Raw genomic sequence first — 15,338 nt, forward strand, 5'->3', positions numbered from 1 at the left:
CTCCCCCCGGCCACAGGCTAAAGATGAAGAACCAAGGGAACCGTGAGAGCCGATTATGAAGAATATCGTTTTATGCTGTGCCGCCGGGATGTCCACCAGCATGCTGGTGCAACGGATGAAAGACGCCGCTCAGAAGAAAGGGGTTGAAGTCAGTATCAAAGCTGTTCCGGTGGCTGAATTTAAAGAAAACATCGCCACTGCGGATATTGTTTTGCTTGGCCCTCAGGTCAAGTATGAACAGGCGAAATTGCAGGCGCTTGCCGACCCCTTAGGTAAAAAGGTCGCGGTTATCGACATGATGGATTACGGCATGATGAAAGGCGATGCCGTGCTGGAAAAAGCCCTCAAGCTCATGGAGTAATAGCATGGAAGAGTTAGAGACGATCATCATGGAGCTGCTGGTCAACGCAGGCGCAGCCCGTAGTTCGGCACTGACCGCACTGCAACTGGCGCGAAAAGGCGATTTTGCTGGCGCCGAGAAAGCGATGGAAGAGTCGCACGAGTTTGTCAAACTGGCACACGGCATCCAGACAAAGCTGATTGGGATTGATGAAGGAACCGGAAAACTGCCTGTTAATCTGATCACCGTTCATTCCCAGGATCATCTGATGAACGCGATGGTTATTCAGGATCTGGCCGGGGATATGATTGAGTTGTACAGACGATTGTCGCTGGTAAAATAAACTAATATTTATTGCCCGGTAGCGCAGGCTACCGGGCCTGGTATTAGCTCAGCACGAAAGAATAATCATATTATTCTTTTATCAGTAACCATCCAGAACATTCATATTATAAATATGATATTTTTCCTGATAAAAAATATCCGAAAGAGAACTGTAATAATTAACTGACGTCCTTTATCATAGCGTAGATAAATAAACGCTTGACTGCAAGGACAGAACATGAGTCATTTCAAAGGTACAGATATATATTTTATAAAAGAGCTGATCTATAGCAAAGGCGGCTTACCCACCATTGCAAATACTATTGGCCCTACAGGAATACAGGTATTAAAACAGGTTTATCATTTAATGTGTGAACAGCAGGCTTTTTATAATGGAAAACCATTGGATTATAATCAGTTAAATTTATGGGATAAATTTAGAATCACACTTGGACTTAATATTACAGAAAAAACTGAAGCTAATGGCAAAACAACTTTTAACTTCGAATATTGTGGATTTACTACTTTTATCACTCCGGTTGATGGTTTTGGCAGGATGTTGCCAAAGTGGTTCTCGAAAAAACATAATACAAGCGTCCCAACCCCCTATACATTCGGCCGGGATTCTATTCCTAGTATAAATCTTTATCGTAATACAAAAGCAAAATTCTTTATGGCTAACGGTGGTGATAGTGTTCCTTGTGCAATGACAAAATATAACGCAAAATCAGGACAATTAGTTTATATCGCCAATGAAAATGAATTTTTATATATGATGCGAGAAACAAGAGACATGAAAAAATAACTCAGTTATTTATCAGATTTATAATTACAGATATGATTAAAAGCCAACATGGTATTGAAAAATAAAATACTTCTTTTTTATCTATACTGACTTTTACTCTGTAAATAACGATAGTAACAATGATAATAAGAAAAGAATAGATAAATATCAACAATGGCTTATGTTCAAATATACTCAATGACAAAAACAATAAAAAACCAGAGAGAAGTGTTGAAATTCTAACTTTTCTGGTAAATACGAAAAACCCAAACACTAAATAGAGTAATGAAATAATCGCAGGCATTTCTCTTTCCCTGTAGACAAACAACCTGATGTGCGGACTCCGGCACAATGCTGGTGGAGAAGTGTTTTTAAACACACCTCCCCACCAGTTTAACGATTACTCGTTGTCGGAACCGCCCAGGCCTGCGTTCAGCAGTTCTGCCAGGCTGGCAGACGCATCTTCAGCAGTCACCTGCGGTGCAGCCGGGAGTTCACCCGCAGCACGGCGGCGCATACGATCCTGGTGGTACGCATAACCGGTACCAGCCGGGATCAGACGACCCACGATAACGTTCTCTTTCAGGCCACGCAGTTCGTCGCGTTTACCCGCAACGGCTGCTTCGGTCAGGACACGCGTGGTCTCCTGGAACGATGCCGCAGAGATGAAGGACTCGGTTGCCAGAGACGCTTTGGTGATACCCAGCAGATCGCGGGAGAACGTTGCACCCACTTTGCCGTTCGCTTCCAGGTCGCGGTTAGCGATCTTGACGCGGGAGTATTCAACCTGCTCGCCTTCCAGGAAGTCGGAGCTACCTGCGTTTTCGATGGTGGCTTTACGCAGCATTTGACGAACGATAACTTCGATGTGTTTATCGTTAATCTTAACGCCCTGCAAACGGTATACGTCCTGTACTTCGTTAACGATGTAACGAGTAACAGCATGAACACCACGCAGACGCAGAATGTCGTGCGGCGCTTCCGGGCCGTCGGAAACCACGTCACCACGTTCTACACGTTCACCTTCGAACACGTTGAGCTGACGCCATTTCGGAATCATCTCTTCGTACGGCTCGCTACCGTCTACCGGGGTGATAACCAGACGACGTTTACCTTTGGTTTCTTTACCGAAGGAAATGATGCCGCTGATTTCAGCCAGGATTGCCGGCTCTTTCGGACGACGCGCTTCGAACAGGTCAGCAACGCGCGGCAGACCACCGGTAATATCCTTGGTACCGCCGGATTCCTGCGGAACACGCGCCAGGGTGTCACCAGAACTGATCTGTACGCCATCTTCCAGCTGAACAATCGCTTTACCCGGCAGGAAGTACTGCGCAGGCATATCGGTGCCAGGAATCAGAACGTCGTTACCCTGAGCATCAACGATTTTCAGCGCCGGACGCAGGTCTTTACCACCCGTAGTACGCTCTGCGGAATCCAGAACCACCAGAGAAGACAGACCGGTCAGCTCGTCAGTCTGACGAGTAATGGTCTGGCCGTCGATCATGTCAGTGAAGCGGACGAAACCACTTACTTCGGTGATAACCGGCATGGTGTGCGGGTCCCAGTTTGCAACGGTTTCGCCGCCGGCAACCTGCTCACCATCACCTTTCGCCATAACAGAGCCGTAAGGCACTTTATAGCTCTCTTTGGTACGACCGAATTCGTCGATCAGTTTCAGCTCGGTGTTACGGGAGGTGATAACCAGTTTACCGCTGGAGTTCACAACCGACTTCGCATTGCTCAGACGGATGCTACCTTTGTTTTTCACCTGGATGCTGGATTCAGCAGCCGCACGAGATGCCGCACCACCGATGTGGAACGTACGCATCGTCAGCTGTGTACCCGGCTCACCGATGGACTGTGCCGCGATAACGCCGATAGCTTCACCTTTGTTGATGATGTGGCCACGCGCCAGGTCACGACCGTAGCAGTGCGCACATACACCAAAGTCGGTGTCACAGGATACAACGGAACGCACTTTAACGGCGTCAACAGAGTTCTCTTCCAGCAGGTCACACCACTGTTCGTGCAGCAGCGTGTTGCGCGGAACCAGAATATCTGCGGTGCCCGGCTTCAGTACGTCTTCAGCAGTCACACGACCCAGTACGCGATCGCGCAGCGGCTCTTTAACGTCGCCACCCTCGATAACCGGAGTCATCAGGATACCTTCGTGAGTGCCGCAGTCGTCTTCAGTCACCACCAGATCCTGCGCAACGTCAACCAGACGACGAGTCAGGTAACCGGAGTTCGCTGTTTTCAGTGCGGTATCCGCCAGACCTTTACGCGCACCGTGAGTGGAGATGAAGTACTGGAGTACGTTCAGACCTTCACGGAAGTTCGCGGTGATTGGCGTTTCGATGATGGAGCCATCTGGCTTCGCCATCAGACCACGCATACCAGCAAGCTGACGAATCTGTGCCGCAGAACCACGCGCACCGGAGTCGGCCATCATGTAGATGCTGTTGAAGGAAACCTGCTGCTCTTCCTGACCGTCACGGTTAATCACGGTTTCGGTCTGTAGGTTGTCCATCATCGCCTTGGATACACGATCGTTCGCCGCAGCCCAGATATCGATAACTTTGTTATAGCGTTCGCCCGCTGTTACCAGACCAGACTGGAACTGTTCCTGGATCTCAGCAACTTCGGCTTCCGCTTCGGAGATGATCTCGTGTTTCTTCTCCGGGATAACCATATCGTCGATACCAACGGATGCACCTGAACGCGCTGCATAAGCAAAGCCGGTGTACATCGTCTGGTCCGCAAAAATAACGGTCGGTTTCAGGCCCAGAATACGGTAGCAGGTGTTCAGCATTTTAGAGATGGCTTTCTTACCCAGCGCCTGGTTGACGATGGAGAAAGGCAGACCTTTCGGTACGATCATCCACAGAATGGCACGGCCGATGGTCGTGTCTTTCAGGCTGGTTTTCGCCACGAATTCGCCGTTAGCATCTTTTTCGTATTCGGTGATACGCACTTTAACGCGCGCATGCAGAGAGGCCAGGCCAGCGCGATAAATACGCTCAGCTTCTTTCGGGCCAGTCAGCACCATGCCTTCGCCTTTGGCGTTAACACAGTCACGGGTCATGTAGTACAGACCCAATACAACGTCCTGAGACGGAACGATGATAGGTTCGCCGTTCGCCGGAGACAGGATGTTGTTGGTAGACATCATCAGCGCACGCGCTTCCAGCTGGGCTTCCAGCGTCAGCGGTACGTGAACAGCCATCTGGTCACCATCGAAGTCGGCGTTATATGCCGCACAAACCAGCGGGTGCAGCTGGATAGCTTTACCTTCGATCAGTACCGGTTCAAATGCCTGGATACCCAAACGGTGCAGTGTTGGCGCACGGTTCAGCAGTACCGGGTGTTCGCGGATAACTTCGTCCAGGATATCCCACACGACAGCTTCTTCACGCTCAACCATTTTCTTCGCGGCTTTGATGGTGGTGGCGAGGCCACGCAGTTCCAGCTTGCCGTAGATGAACGGTTTGAACAGCTCCAGCGCCATTTTCTTCGGCAGACCGCACTGATGCAGACGCAGGTACGGACCTACGGTAATGACAGAACGACCGGAGTAGTCAACACGCTTACCGAGCAGGTTCTGACGGAAACGACCCTGTTTACCTTTGATCATGTCGGCCAAAGATTTCAGAGGACGTTTGTTAGAACCGGTGATCGCACGACCGCGACGACCGTTATCCAGCAGGGCGTCAACCGCTTCCTGCAACATACGTTTTTCGTTACGTACGATGATGTCCGGCGCAGCCAGATCCAGCAGACGTTTCAGACGGTTGTTACGGTTGATCACGCGACGATACAGATCGTTCAGATCCGACGTTGCGAAACGACCACCATCCAGCGGAACCAGCGGACGCAGATCTGGCGGCAGAACCGGCAGAACGGTCAGGATCATCCACTCTGGTTTGTTACCAGACTGAACGAACGCTTCCAGCAGTTTGATACGCTTGGTCAGCTTTTTACGCTTGGTTTCGGAGTTGGTTTCGTTCAGCTCTTCGCGCAGAGTTTCACACTCTTGCTCCAGATCCATGCTCTTCAGCAGGGCCTGAATAGCTTCCGCACCCATCTTCGCGTCGAATTCGTCACCGAACTCTTCCAGCGCGTCCAGATACTGTTCTTCAGTCAGGATCTGCTGGCGTTCCAGGTTAGTCATACCGCCTTCGATAACCACATAGGATTCGAAGTACAGCACGCGTTCGATATCGCGCAGCGGCATATCGAGCAGCAGGCCGATACGAGACGGCAGAGATTTCAGGAACCAGATGTGAGCAGTTGGGGACGCCAGCTCGATGTGGCCCATACGCTCACGGCGTACTTTAGTCTGGGTCACTTCAACGCCGCACTTCTCACAGATCACACCACGGTGTTTCAGGCGCTTGTACTTACCGCACAGGCACTCGTAATCTTTTACCGGCCCGAAGATACGGGCGCAGAAAAGGCCGTCACGCTCAGGCTTGAACGTACGGTAGTTGATGGTTTCCGGCTTTTTAACTTCACCGAAAGACCATGAACGGATCATGTCTGGCGAAGCCAGAGCAATTTTGATCGCATCAAACTCTTCGGTTTTAGTTTGCGCTTTCAGAAACTTTAATAAGTCTTTCACGGATTTGCTCCCGTCGGAGTTAGCACATTCCGCTGCCGGGTATTACCCCGGCAGCAGTGACCTGTTTGAGCGAGAATTACTCGTCTTCCAGTTCGATGTTGATACCCAGCGAACGAATCTCTTTCAACAATACGTTGAAGGATTCCGGCATGCCCGGTTCCATCTGATGGTTGCCGTCCACGATGTTCTTATACATCTTAGTACGGCCGTTCACGTCATCAGACTTAACGGTGAGCATTTCCTGCAAGGTGTATGCTGCGCCGTATGCTTCCAGCGCCCACACTTCCATCTCCCCGAAGCGCTGACCACCGAACTGCGCCTTACCACCCAGCGGCTGCTGAGTAACCAGGCTGTAGGAACCGGTGGAACGAGCGTGCATTTTGTCGTCGACCAGGTGGTTCAGTTTCAGCATGTACATGTAACCTACGGTTACCGAACGCTCGAACTGTTCACCGGTACGGCCGTCAAACAGCGTGATCTGGCCGGAAGTCGGCAGGTCACCCAGTTTCAGCAGCTCTTTAATTTCCGCTTCTTTCGCACCGTCGAACACCGGCGTTGCGATCGGCATACCTTTGCGCAGGTTTTCAGCCAGACGCAGAACTTCTTCATCGCTGAAGGTATTCAGGTCAACTTTCTGACGAACGTCAGCGCCCAGATCGTACGCACGCTGGATGAATTCGCGCAGTTTCGCGACTTCCTGCTGCTGTTTCAGCATGGCGTTGATCTTATCGCCGATACCTTTCGCAGCCATACCCAAGTGGGTTTCCAGAATCTGACCGATGTTCATACGAGACGGTACGCCCAGCGGGTTCAGTACGATGTCTACCGGCGTGCCGTTTTCATCGTAAGGCATATCTTCGATCGGGTTGATCTTAGAAATTACACCCTTGTTACCGTGACGACCTGCCATCTTGTCACCAGGCTGGATACGGCGTTTAACCGCCAGATATACCTTAACAATCTTCAGCACGCCCGGTGCCAGATCGTCGCCCTGAGTGATTTTGCGGCGTTTCGCTTCGAGTTTTTTCTCGAACTCGTGTTTCAGTTCGTCGTACTGCTCAGCCAGTTGCTCCAGCTGATTTTGTTTCTCTTCGTCGGTCAGGCCCAGTTCCAGCCAGCGATCGCGCGGCAGTTTGTCGAGCTTCTCAGCTTCAACGCCACCGGAAACCAGCACAGCGTGGATACGGCTAAACAGGCCAGCTTCGAGGATCTGCAATTCTTCAGACAGGTCTTTCTTCGCCTGCTTCAGCTGCATCTCTTCGATTTCCAGCGCACGTTTGTCTTTTTCTACGCCATCGCGAGTAAAGACCTGAACGTCGATAACCGTACCGGAAACACCGTTTGGTACGCGCAGAGAAGAGTCTTTAACGTCAGACGCTTTCTCACCGAAGATCGCACGCAGCAGTTTCTCTTCTGGCGTCAGCTGGGTTTCACCTTTCGGCGTTACCTTACCAACCAGAATGTCGCCGCCGGTCACTTCCGCACCGATGTAAACGATACCGGATTCATCCAGTTTAGAGAGTGCAGCTTCACCCACGTTCGGGATATCAGCGGTGATCTCTTCCGGCCCCAGCTTGGTGTCACGAGACACACAGGCCAGTTCCTGAATGTGGATGGTGGTGAAACGGTCTTCCTGGACAACACGCTCGGAAACGAGGATGGAGTCTTCGAAGTTGTAGCCGTTCCACGGCATGAACGCTACGCGCATGTTCTGACCCAGCGCCAGTTCACCGAGGTCGGTGGACGGACCGTCAGCCAGCACGTCGCCGCGCTCAACCGGCTCACCCAGAGAAACACACGGCATCTGGTTGATACAGGTGTTCTGGTTAGAGCGGGTGTATTTGGTCAGGTTGTAGATGTCGATGCCTGCTTCGCCCGGGTACATCTCGTCTTCGTTAACTTTGATAACGATACGGGACGCATCCACGTACTGAACAGTACCGCCACGTTTAGCAACCGCAGTTACACCGGAGTCAACGGCAACAGCACGTTCCATACCGGTACCAACCAGCGGCTTATCAGCGCGCAGAGTCGGAACCGCCTGACGTTGCATGTTCGCACCCATCAATGCACGGTTGGCGTCATCGTGTTCCAGGAACGGGATCAGGGACGCACCGACGGAAACCACCTGCTGGGTGGAAACGTCCATGTAGTCAACCTGGTCGCGGCTGAACAAGCTGGATTCGCCTTTGCTACGGCAAGTAACCAGATCTTCTACAAAGTGGCCTTCGTCATCCAGGTTGGAGTTCGCCTGAGCGATAACGTAGTTACCTTCTTCGATAGCAGACAGGTAATGAATTTCGTCAGTCACAACGCCGTCGGTGACTTTACGATACGGAGTCTCGAGGAAACCGTATTCGTTAGTCTGTGCGTACACGGACAGGGAGTTGATCAGACCGATGTTCGGACCTTCAGGCGTTTCGATAGGACATACGCGACCGTAGTGGGTCGGGTGTACGTCTCGAACTTCGAAGCCTGCGCGTTCACGGGTCAGACCGCCTGGGCCGAGTGCGGAGATACGACGTTTGTGCGTAATCTCAGACAGCGGGTTGTTCTGGTCCATAAACTGAGACAGCTGGCTGGAACCGAAGAACTCTTTCACTGCCGCAGAAATCGGTTTGGCGTTGATCATGTCCTGAGGCATCAGGGTATCCAGATCGCCCAGAGACAGACGCTCTTTCACCGCACGCTCAACACGCACCAGGCCAACGCGGAATTGGTTTTCCGCCATTTCGCCTACGGAACGGATACGACGGTTGCCGAGGTGGTCGATATCATCGACTTCGCCTTTACCGTTACGGATATCAATGAGCTTCTTCATCACGTCAATGATGTCGTCTTTGCTCAGGATACCGGAACCTTCAATTTCGTCGCGCAGCAGAGAACGGTTGAACTTCATACGACCAACCGCAGACAGGTCATAGCGGTCTTCGGAGAAGAACAGGTTCTCAAACAGGCTTTCAGCCGCTTCACGAGTCGGCGGCTCACCCGGGCGCATCATGCGGTAGATTTCTACCAGCGCGCTCAGACGATCGTTGGTCGGGTCGATGCGTACCGTTTCAGAAATGTACGGGCCGTGATCCAGATCGTTGGTGAACAGCGTTTCGATACGCTTGTGGCCAGACTGGCTCAGCTTCGCCAGCAGATCCAGGCTCAGCTCCATGTTCGCTGCGCAGATCAGCTCGCCAGTTGATTCGTCAACGTAGTCTTTAGACGCCACTTTACCCGCGATGTACTCAACCGGAACTTCGATATGTTTGATATCGTCTTTTTCCAGCTGGCGAATGTGGCGCGCAGTAATGCGACGACCTTTTTCGACGTACACTTTGCCGTTGGCTTCGATGTCAAAGGAGGCGGTTTCACCACGCAGGCGTTCCGGCACCAGTTCCATCTGCAACTTGTTGTCGCGGATCTCGAAGATCACTTTCTCAAAGAACAGGTCCAGGATCTGTTCAGTGGTGTATTGCAGTGCACGCAGAATGATGGTCGCAGGCAGTTTACGACGACGGTCGATACGGACAAACAGGTTGTCTTTCGGATCGAACTCGAAGTCCAGCCATGAACCACGGTAAGGAATGATACGCGCGTTATACAGTACTTTACCGGAAGAGTGAGTTTTACCTTTATCGCTGTCGAAGAAGACACCCGGGCTACGATGCAGCTGGGAAACGATAACACGCTCAGTACCGTTGATAACGAAAGTACCGTTGTCGGTCATGAGCGGAATTTCGCCCATGTAGACTTCTTGTTCTTTAATGTCTTTTACGGTGCCTTCCGGCGCTTCGCGCTCGTAGATCACCAGACGCAGTTTTACGCGCAGCGGTGCGGAATAGGTCACGCCACGGATCTGACATTCCTGAACGTCAAACACCGGTTCGCCAAGGCGGTAGCTGACGTATTGCAGCTCGGAATTACCGCTGTAGCTCTGAATCGGGAACACGGAACGGAATGCAGCTTCCAGACCGTACTGCCCTTCAGGATCTTGCTCGATAAACTTCTGAAACGAGTCAAGCTGGATAGAAAGGAGATAAGGTACATCCAGAACTTGTGGACGTTTACCAAAATCCTTACGAATACGTTTTTTCTCGGTATAGGAGTAAACCATAGGGTTCCTCAGCTCGCTGACAAGTCGACCCATCTGTCCTGCGGAGGGACAGTTTGTGCAACACTATTTTGTTGACCGGAAAATGGAATACTTTCCGCAATGCCTGTTGCTATCACGCTTAAACCATTTCATTGCGATTTACACAGAACGGGCGTTCTGTCGCAGTATATTAAGTCGTCGATAGAAACAAGCATTGTCAGGACAACCAGTAGTCAAACAGTGTGAAACGCTACTGGCGCCTTACAGCGCAAAAAGGCTGGTGACTAAAAAGTCACCAGCCATCAGCCTAATTTCTTAGGCTGCAACCGGAAGGGTTGGCTTATTTAACTTCAACTTCAGCGCCAGCTTCTTCCAGAGATTTTTTCAGAGCTTCAGCGTCATCTTTGCTCACGCCTTCTTTCAGAGCGGCCGGAGCAGATTCTACCAGGTCTTTAGCTTCTTTCAGACCCAGGCCAGTCGCGCCACGTACTGCTTTGATAACAGCAACTTTGTTAGCGCCAGCAGCTTTCAGAATTACGTCGAATTCAGTTTTTTCTTCAGCAGCTTCAACCGGGCCAGCAGCTACAGCTACAGCAGCAGCAGCGGAAACACCGAATTTTTCTTCCATTGCAGAGATCAGTTCTACAACGTCCATTACGGACATAGCGGATACTGCTTCAATGATTTGATCTTTAGTGATAGACATTTAAATTGTTCCTGAATATCAGAATAAGTTTATACGTAAGCGGATGCGTTACAAAGATAACTGCGATTAAGCAGCTTCTTTCGCATCGCGTACAGCAGCCAGAGTACGAACCAGTTTGCCAGCCGAAGCTTCTTTCATGGTTGCCATCAGGCGTGCAATTGCTTCTTCGTAGGTCGGCAGAGTTGCCAGGCGGTCGATCTGAGACGCCGGGATCAGCTCACCTTCAAAGGCAGCGGCTTTGACCTCAAATTTTGCATTCGCTTTCGCGAACTCTTTGAACAGACGAGCAGCAGCGCCCGGGTGTTCCATAGAGTATGCAATCAGGGTCGGACCAACAAACGTGTCTTTCAGGCACTCGAACGGAGTACCTTCAACGACGCGGCGCAGCAGGGTGTTACGAACAACACGCATGTAAACGCCAGCTTCACGACCTGCTTTACGCAGTTCAGTCATTTTATCTACAGTTACGCCACGGGAATCCGCAACTACTGCAGACAGCGCGCCTTTGGCTACTTCGCTGACTTCAGCAACAATCGCTTGTTTGTCTTGAAGATTTAAAGCCATTAGCTTTGCTCCTGGATGTTTGCCAGAGCTCATGCTCTGGAACTCACTTCACTCTCCTCAACGAGAAGAGCGTCTTAATACGGTGAGCAGAAACAAGCCAGAGTATAAAAAATAATCTTAGCGTTCTGTCACCGTCTACGCAGGGCATTAAGTTTCTTACGAAACACCTGCGGTCTTCGACGGAGGCCTGGATAGGCCAGGCTCCAACGAACAAATCTTGTCTATGACTTCGCCCTTTGAACCGTAGCCGCGTTAGCTGCTACAATTCAAATGACTCACATAGAGTTCTGTTTATTTCAACAGAAACGTGGGGGTAAGATTGTAGACAAAATCACCGCCCACGTAAAGGCGAATATTAGTTCGCCACAGTCGCAGTCAGACCGGACTGATCAACGGCAACGCCAGCACCCATGGTGGTGGAGATGCTAACTTTCTTGATGTACACGCCTTTCGCCTGAGTCGGTTTTGCTTTTTTCAGCGCAACCAGCAGAGCTTCCAGGTTTTCTTTCAGTTTGTCAGCGTCAAAATCCACTTTACCGATGGTGGTGTGGATGATGCCGTTTTTGTCGTTACGGTAACGAACCTGACCAGCTTTAGCGTTCTTAACCGCTTCAGCAACGTTAGGCGTTACAGTACCCACTTTCGGGTTCGGCATCAGGCCACGCGGACCCAGAACCTGGCCCAGTTGGCCAACAACGCGCATTGCATCCGGGGAAGCAATAACAACGTCAAAGTTCATTTCGCCTTTCTTGATCTGTTCAGCCAGATCTTCCATACCTACCAGTTCAGCGCCAGCAGCTTTAGCAGCTTCAGCGTTTGCACCCTGGGTAAATACGGCTACGCGAACGGAACGGCCAGTACCGTGCGGCAGTACAGTTGCGCCACGTACGTTCTGGTCAGATTTACGCGCGTCGATGCCGAGGTTAACGGCAACGTCTACGCTTTCTACGAACTTAGCAGTGGCCAGTTCTTTCAGCAGAGAGATAGCTTCGTTGATGTCGTACTGTTTGGTCGCATCAACTTTCTCACGGATCACACGCATGCGCTTGGTCAGTTTAGCCATTTCTTAGTCCTCCACTACCAGGCCCATGGAACGTGCAGTACCTTCGATGGAGCGAGTCATCGCTTCAATGTCGGCACCAGTCATGTCGGCAGCTTTGGTCTGCGCGATTTCCTGCAGCTGAGCGCGGGAAATTTTACCTACTTTGTCTTTGTTCGGCTTGCCGGAACCAGACTTAATACCAGCCGCTTTCTTCAGCAGAACTGCTGCCGGAGGCGTTTTGGTAATGAAGGTGAAAGAACGGTCAGCGTAAACGGTGATAACAACCGGAATCGGCAGACCTTTTTCGATGGAATCAGTTTTTGCGTTGAACGCTTTGCAGAATTCCATGATGTTTACGCCCTGCTGACCCAGAGCCGGACCTACTGGCGGACTCGGGTTAGCCATACCAGCTGCAACTTGCAGCTTGACGTAGGCTTGTACTTTCTTAGCCATTGCAATTTCCTCGTTTGGGTATAACGCCTGAAAACAGGCTCCCCGTGATATAAAAAAATCGTTTTACGGGCCAGGCCCATAAAAACAAAAGGCGCGAAATTGTATTCCAATCTCGCGCCTTGTGCAACGATTAAATCGCCGCTTTTTTGATCGCTGCTTAGGCTTTCTCAACCTGGGCAAAGTCCAGTTCTACCGGGGTCGCACGACCAAAGATAGAAACAGACACCTTCAGGCGGGACTTCTCGTAGTCCACTTCTTCAACAACGCCGTTAAAGTCAGCAAACGGACCGTCGTTAACACGAACCATTTCACCCGGTTCAAACAGCGTTTTCGGACGCGGTTTATCACCGACCTGTTGCAGGCGGTTCATGATCGCATCAACTTCTTTGTCGCTGATTGGCGCCGGACGGTCAGACGTACCGCCGATGAAGCCCATCACACGCGGAACACTGCGCACCAGGTGCCAGCTTGCGTCGTTCATCACCATCTGAACCAGGACGTAGCCCGGGAAGAATTTGCGCTCGCTTTTGCGACGCTGGCCGCCACGGATTTCGACCACTTCTTCGGTCGGCACCATGACTTCACCAAACAACTCTTCCATATTGTGTAATTTGATATGCTCACGCAGCGATGTTGCTACGCGGCCTTCAAAACCGGAAAACGCCTGAACGACGTACCAGCGCTTTTTAGGAGCTTCAGACATCTCAGAACCTCAGGCCAGTGATAAAGGATACCAGGCGAACCAGAATACCATCCAGTCCCCACAGGATCAGTGACATTACTGCGGTAACCGCAGCCACAATCAGCGTGGTGTGCAATGTTTCCTGGCGAGTCGGCCAAATGACCTTACGGACTTCGGTACGCGCTTCACGGGCAAAAGCAACGGTTGCTTTACCTTTTGTCGTCAACAGCGCGACACCACCCGCTGCAGCAATCAGAATTACTACGGCCAGCGCACGCAGCGGCAGCATCATGTCGCGATAGAGGTAGTTGCCCACAATAGCCACAAGCAGCAATGCGACAACAACGACCCACTTCATCGCTTCCAGGCCGCGCCCGCTTCCTTGAGCTTCGGTATTCGCACTCATAAACCAACCTGTCAGAAGTATTCTACAAACATTTTCACCCCGCGTATGCGAGGCAATCCAAACCGAAATGCTCTGTGTTGCGTTTCGGACTAAACGCCCTCAGCAGAGCCTGTCTCAGCAATGATTATGACAAAAAAAATCACTGATGAGCCAGGTTCTGATGTGAAAGCGTGCAAAAAGGGCATCAAATGATGCCCTTTTATTGCGCATTGCGTCAAATGTTATCAGCGATTAGCCGAGAACTTTAGCAACCACGCCTGCGCCAACAGTACGGCCGCCTTCACGGATTGCGAAACGCAGACCGTCGTCCATCGCGATCGGGTGGATCAGGGTAACAACCATTTTGATGTTGTCGCCCGGCATTACCATCTCTACGCCTTCCGGCAGTTCGATGGTGCCAGTCACGTCAGTTGTACGGAAGTAGAACTGCGGACGGTAGCCTTTGAAGAACGGAGTATGACGGCCGCCTTCGTCTTTGGACAGGATATAAACTTCAGATTCGAACTTGGTGTGCGGCTTGATGGAACCCGGCTTAGCCAGTACCTGACCACGTTCGATTTCTTCACGTTTGATACCACGCAGCAGAACACCTACGTTCTCACCAGCACGGCCTTCGTCCAGCAGTTTGCGGAACATTTCAACGCCAGTACAGGTAGACTTCGCAGTCTCTTTGATACCAACGATTTCAACTTCTTCGCCCACTTTGATGATACCGCGCTCTACACGACCGGTAACAACGGTACCACGACCGGAGATGGAGAATACGTCTTCGATCGGCAGCAGGAACGGCTTGTCAATCGCACGCTCTGGTTCCGGGATGTAAGAATCCAGGTAGCCAGCCAGTTCGATGATTTTCGCTTCCCACTCAGCTTCGCCTTCCAGCGCTTTCAGAGCAGAACCACGAACGATCGGCGTGTCGTCGCCCGGGAAATCGTACTGAGACAGCAGTTCACGCACTTCCATCTCAACCAGTTCCAGCAGCTCTTCGTCATCAACCATGTCGCATTTGTTCAGGAACACGATGATGTACGGAACGCCTACCTGACGACCCAGCAGGATGTGCTCACGGGTCTGCGGCATCGGGCCGTCAGTCGCAGCAACAACCAGGATCGCGCCGTCCATCTGCGCAGCACCGGTGATCATGTTTTTAACATAGTCGGCGTGGCCCGGGCAGTCTACGTGCGCGTAGTGGCGAGTCGGGGTGTCGTATTCAACGTGAGAAGTGTTGATGGTGATACCACGAGCTTTTTCTTCCGGCGCGTTATCGATCTGGTCGAATGCGCGAGCAGCACCGCCGTAGGTTTTAGCCAGTACGGTAGTGATTGCAGC

General features: G+C 51.3%; 12 protein-coding genes. 3 read left to right on the plus strand and 9 right to left on the minus strand.

Going from position 1 to position 15,338, the window contains the following annotated elements; all coding sequences use genetic code 11:
• Positions 1–55 precede the first annotated feature (55 nt).
• The 3 genes from OGV79_RS04405 (at position 56) to OGV79_RS04415 (ending at position 1,469) form a co-directional block, all read left to right on the plus strand.
• Entirely contained in the window at positions 56–361 is a 306-nt protein-coding gene (locus tag OGV79_RS04405) for a PTS sugar transporter subunit IIB (protein WP_012133808.1), read from the plus strand.
• Positions 362–365: 4 nt separating this feature from the next.
• Positions 366–683 carry a PTS lactose/cellobiose transporter subunit IIA gene (locus OGV79_RS04410; RefSeq protein WP_110494818.1) on the plus strand — a complete coding sequence of 106 codons (318 nt, stop codon included), beginning with the start codon at positions 366–368 and terminating at the stop codon, positions 681–683.
• Positions 684–902: 219 nt separating this feature from the next.
• Positions 903–1,469: a hypothetical protein gene (locus tag OGV79_RS04415; protein ID WP_286467820.1), complete on the plus strand. Its 567-nt coding sequence runs from the start codon at positions 903–905 to the stop codon at positions 1,467–1,469.
• A 379-nt stretch (positions 1,470–1,848) separates the two neighbouring features.
• Here OGV79_RS04415 and rpoC read toward each other — a convergent pair whose 3' ends face one another.
• From rpoC to tuf, 9 genes are all read right to left on the minus strand, one after another.
• The gene (rpoC, locus tag OGV79_RS04420) at positions 1,849–6,072 is read right to left on the minus strand and encodes a DNA-directed RNA polymerase subunit beta' (protein WP_071258107.1); all 4,224 of its coding nucleotides are present in this window, start codon (positions 6,070–6,072) and stop codon (positions 1,849–1,851) included.
• A 76-nt stretch (positions 6,073–6,148) separates the two neighbouring features.
• Complete coding sequence (gene rpoB, locus OGV79_RS04425) at positions 6,149–10,177, minus strand: DNA-directed RNA polymerase subunit beta (protein WP_024130652.1); 4,029 nt, start codon at positions 10,175–10,177, stop codon at positions 6,149–6,151.
• A 319-nt stretch (positions 10,178–10,496) separates the two neighbouring features.
• Entirely contained in the window at positions 10,497–10,862 is a 366-nt protein-coding gene (gene rplL, locus OGV79_RS04430) for a 50S ribosomal protein L7/L12 (protein WP_012133812.1), read from the minus strand.
• 66 nt (positions 10,863–10,928) lie between these two features.
• Positions 10,929–11,426, minus strand: a complete 498-nt coding sequence (gene rplJ / locus OGV79_RS04435) for a 50S ribosomal protein L10 (protein WP_004097644.1) — start codon at positions 11,424–11,426, stop codon at positions 10,929–10,931.
• 355 nt (positions 11,427–11,781) lie between these two features.
• Positions 11,782–12,489: a 50S ribosomal protein L1 gene (gene rplA, locus OGV79_RS04440; RefSeq protein WP_012133813.1), complete on the minus strand. Its 708-nt coding sequence runs from the start codon at positions 12,487–12,489 to the stop codon at positions 11,782–11,784.
• A gap of 3 nt (positions 12,490–12,492) precedes the next feature.
• Positions 12,493–12,921 (minus strand): 50S ribosomal protein L11, encoded by a 429-nt coding sequence (gene rplK, locus OGV79_RS04445; protein WP_012133815.1) that lies wholly within the window; start codon positions 12,919–12,921, stop codon positions 12,493–12,495.
• A gap of 157 nt (positions 12,922–13,078) precedes the next feature.
• On the minus strand, positions 13,079–13,624 hold the full coding sequence (gene nusG, locus OGV79_RS04450; RefSeq protein ID WP_003862341.1) for a transcription termination/antitermination protein NusG: 546 nt from the start codon (positions 13,622–13,624) through the stop codon (positions 13,079–13,081).
• Position 13,625: 1 nt separating this feature from the next.
• Positions 13,626–14,009 carry a preprotein translocase subunit SecE gene (gene secE, locus OGV79_RS04455; RefSeq protein WP_012133816.1) on the minus strand — a complete coding sequence of 128 codons (384 nt, stop codon included), beginning with the start codon at positions 14,007–14,009 and terminating at the stop codon, positions 13,626–13,628.
• A gap of 231 nt (positions 14,010–14,240) precedes the next feature.
• A partial coding sequence (gene tuf / locus OGV79_RS04460) for an elongation factor Tu (RefSeq protein WP_286467827.1) occupies positions 14,241–15,338 on the minus strand: 1,098 nt, incomplete at its 5' end.

The organism is Citrobacter sp. CK185 (assembly GCF_030333565.1).
GTDB lineage: Bacteria > Pseudomonadota > Gammaproteobacteria > Enterobacterales > Enterobacteriaceae > Citrobacter_B > Citrobacter_B koseri.

What these genes read in the sequence shown, in the direction of transcription:
- OGV79_RS04405 (WP_012133808.1), top strand. Translation starts at nt 56, where the DNA reads ATGAAGAATATCGTTTTATGCTGTGCCGCCGGGATGTCCACCAGCATG.
- rpoB (WP_024130652.1), bottom strand. Translation starts at nt 10,177, where the DNA reads ATGGTTTACTCCTATACCGAGAAAAAACGTATTCGTAAGGATTTTGGT.
- secE (WP_012133816.1), bottom strand. Translation starts at nt 14,009, where the DNA reads ATGAGTGCGAATACCGAAGCTCAAGGAAGCGGGCGCGGCCTGGAAGCG.
- rplK (WP_012133815.1), bottom strand. Translation starts at nt 12,921, where the DNA reads ATGGCTAAGAAAGTACAAGCCTACGTCAAGCTGCAAGTTGCAGCTGGT.
- OGV79_RS04415 (WP_286467820.1), top strand. Translation starts at nt 903, where the DNA reads ATGAGTCATTTCAAAGGTACAGATATATATTTTATAAAAGAGCTGATC.
- nusG (WP_003862341.1), bottom strand. Translation starts at nt 13,624, where the DNA reads ATGTCTGAAGCTCCTAAAAAGCGCTGGTACGTCGTTCAGGCGTTTTCC.
- rplL (WP_012133812.1), bottom strand. Translation starts at nt 10,862, where the DNA reads ATGTCTATCACTAAAGATCAAATCATTGAAGCAGTATCCGCTATGTCC.
- rplA (WP_012133813.1), bottom strand. Translation starts at nt 12,489, where the DNA reads ATGGCTAAACTGACCAAGCGCATGCGTGTGATCCGTGAGAAAGTTGAT.
- OGV79_RS04410 (WP_110494818.1), top strand. Translation starts at nt 366, where the DNA reads ATGGAAGAGTTAGAGACGATCATCATGGAGCTGCTGGTCAACGCAGGC.
- rplJ (WP_004097644.1), bottom strand. Translation starts at nt 11,426, where the DNA reads ATGGCTTTAAATCTTCAAGACAAACAAGCGATTGTTGCTGAAGTCAGC.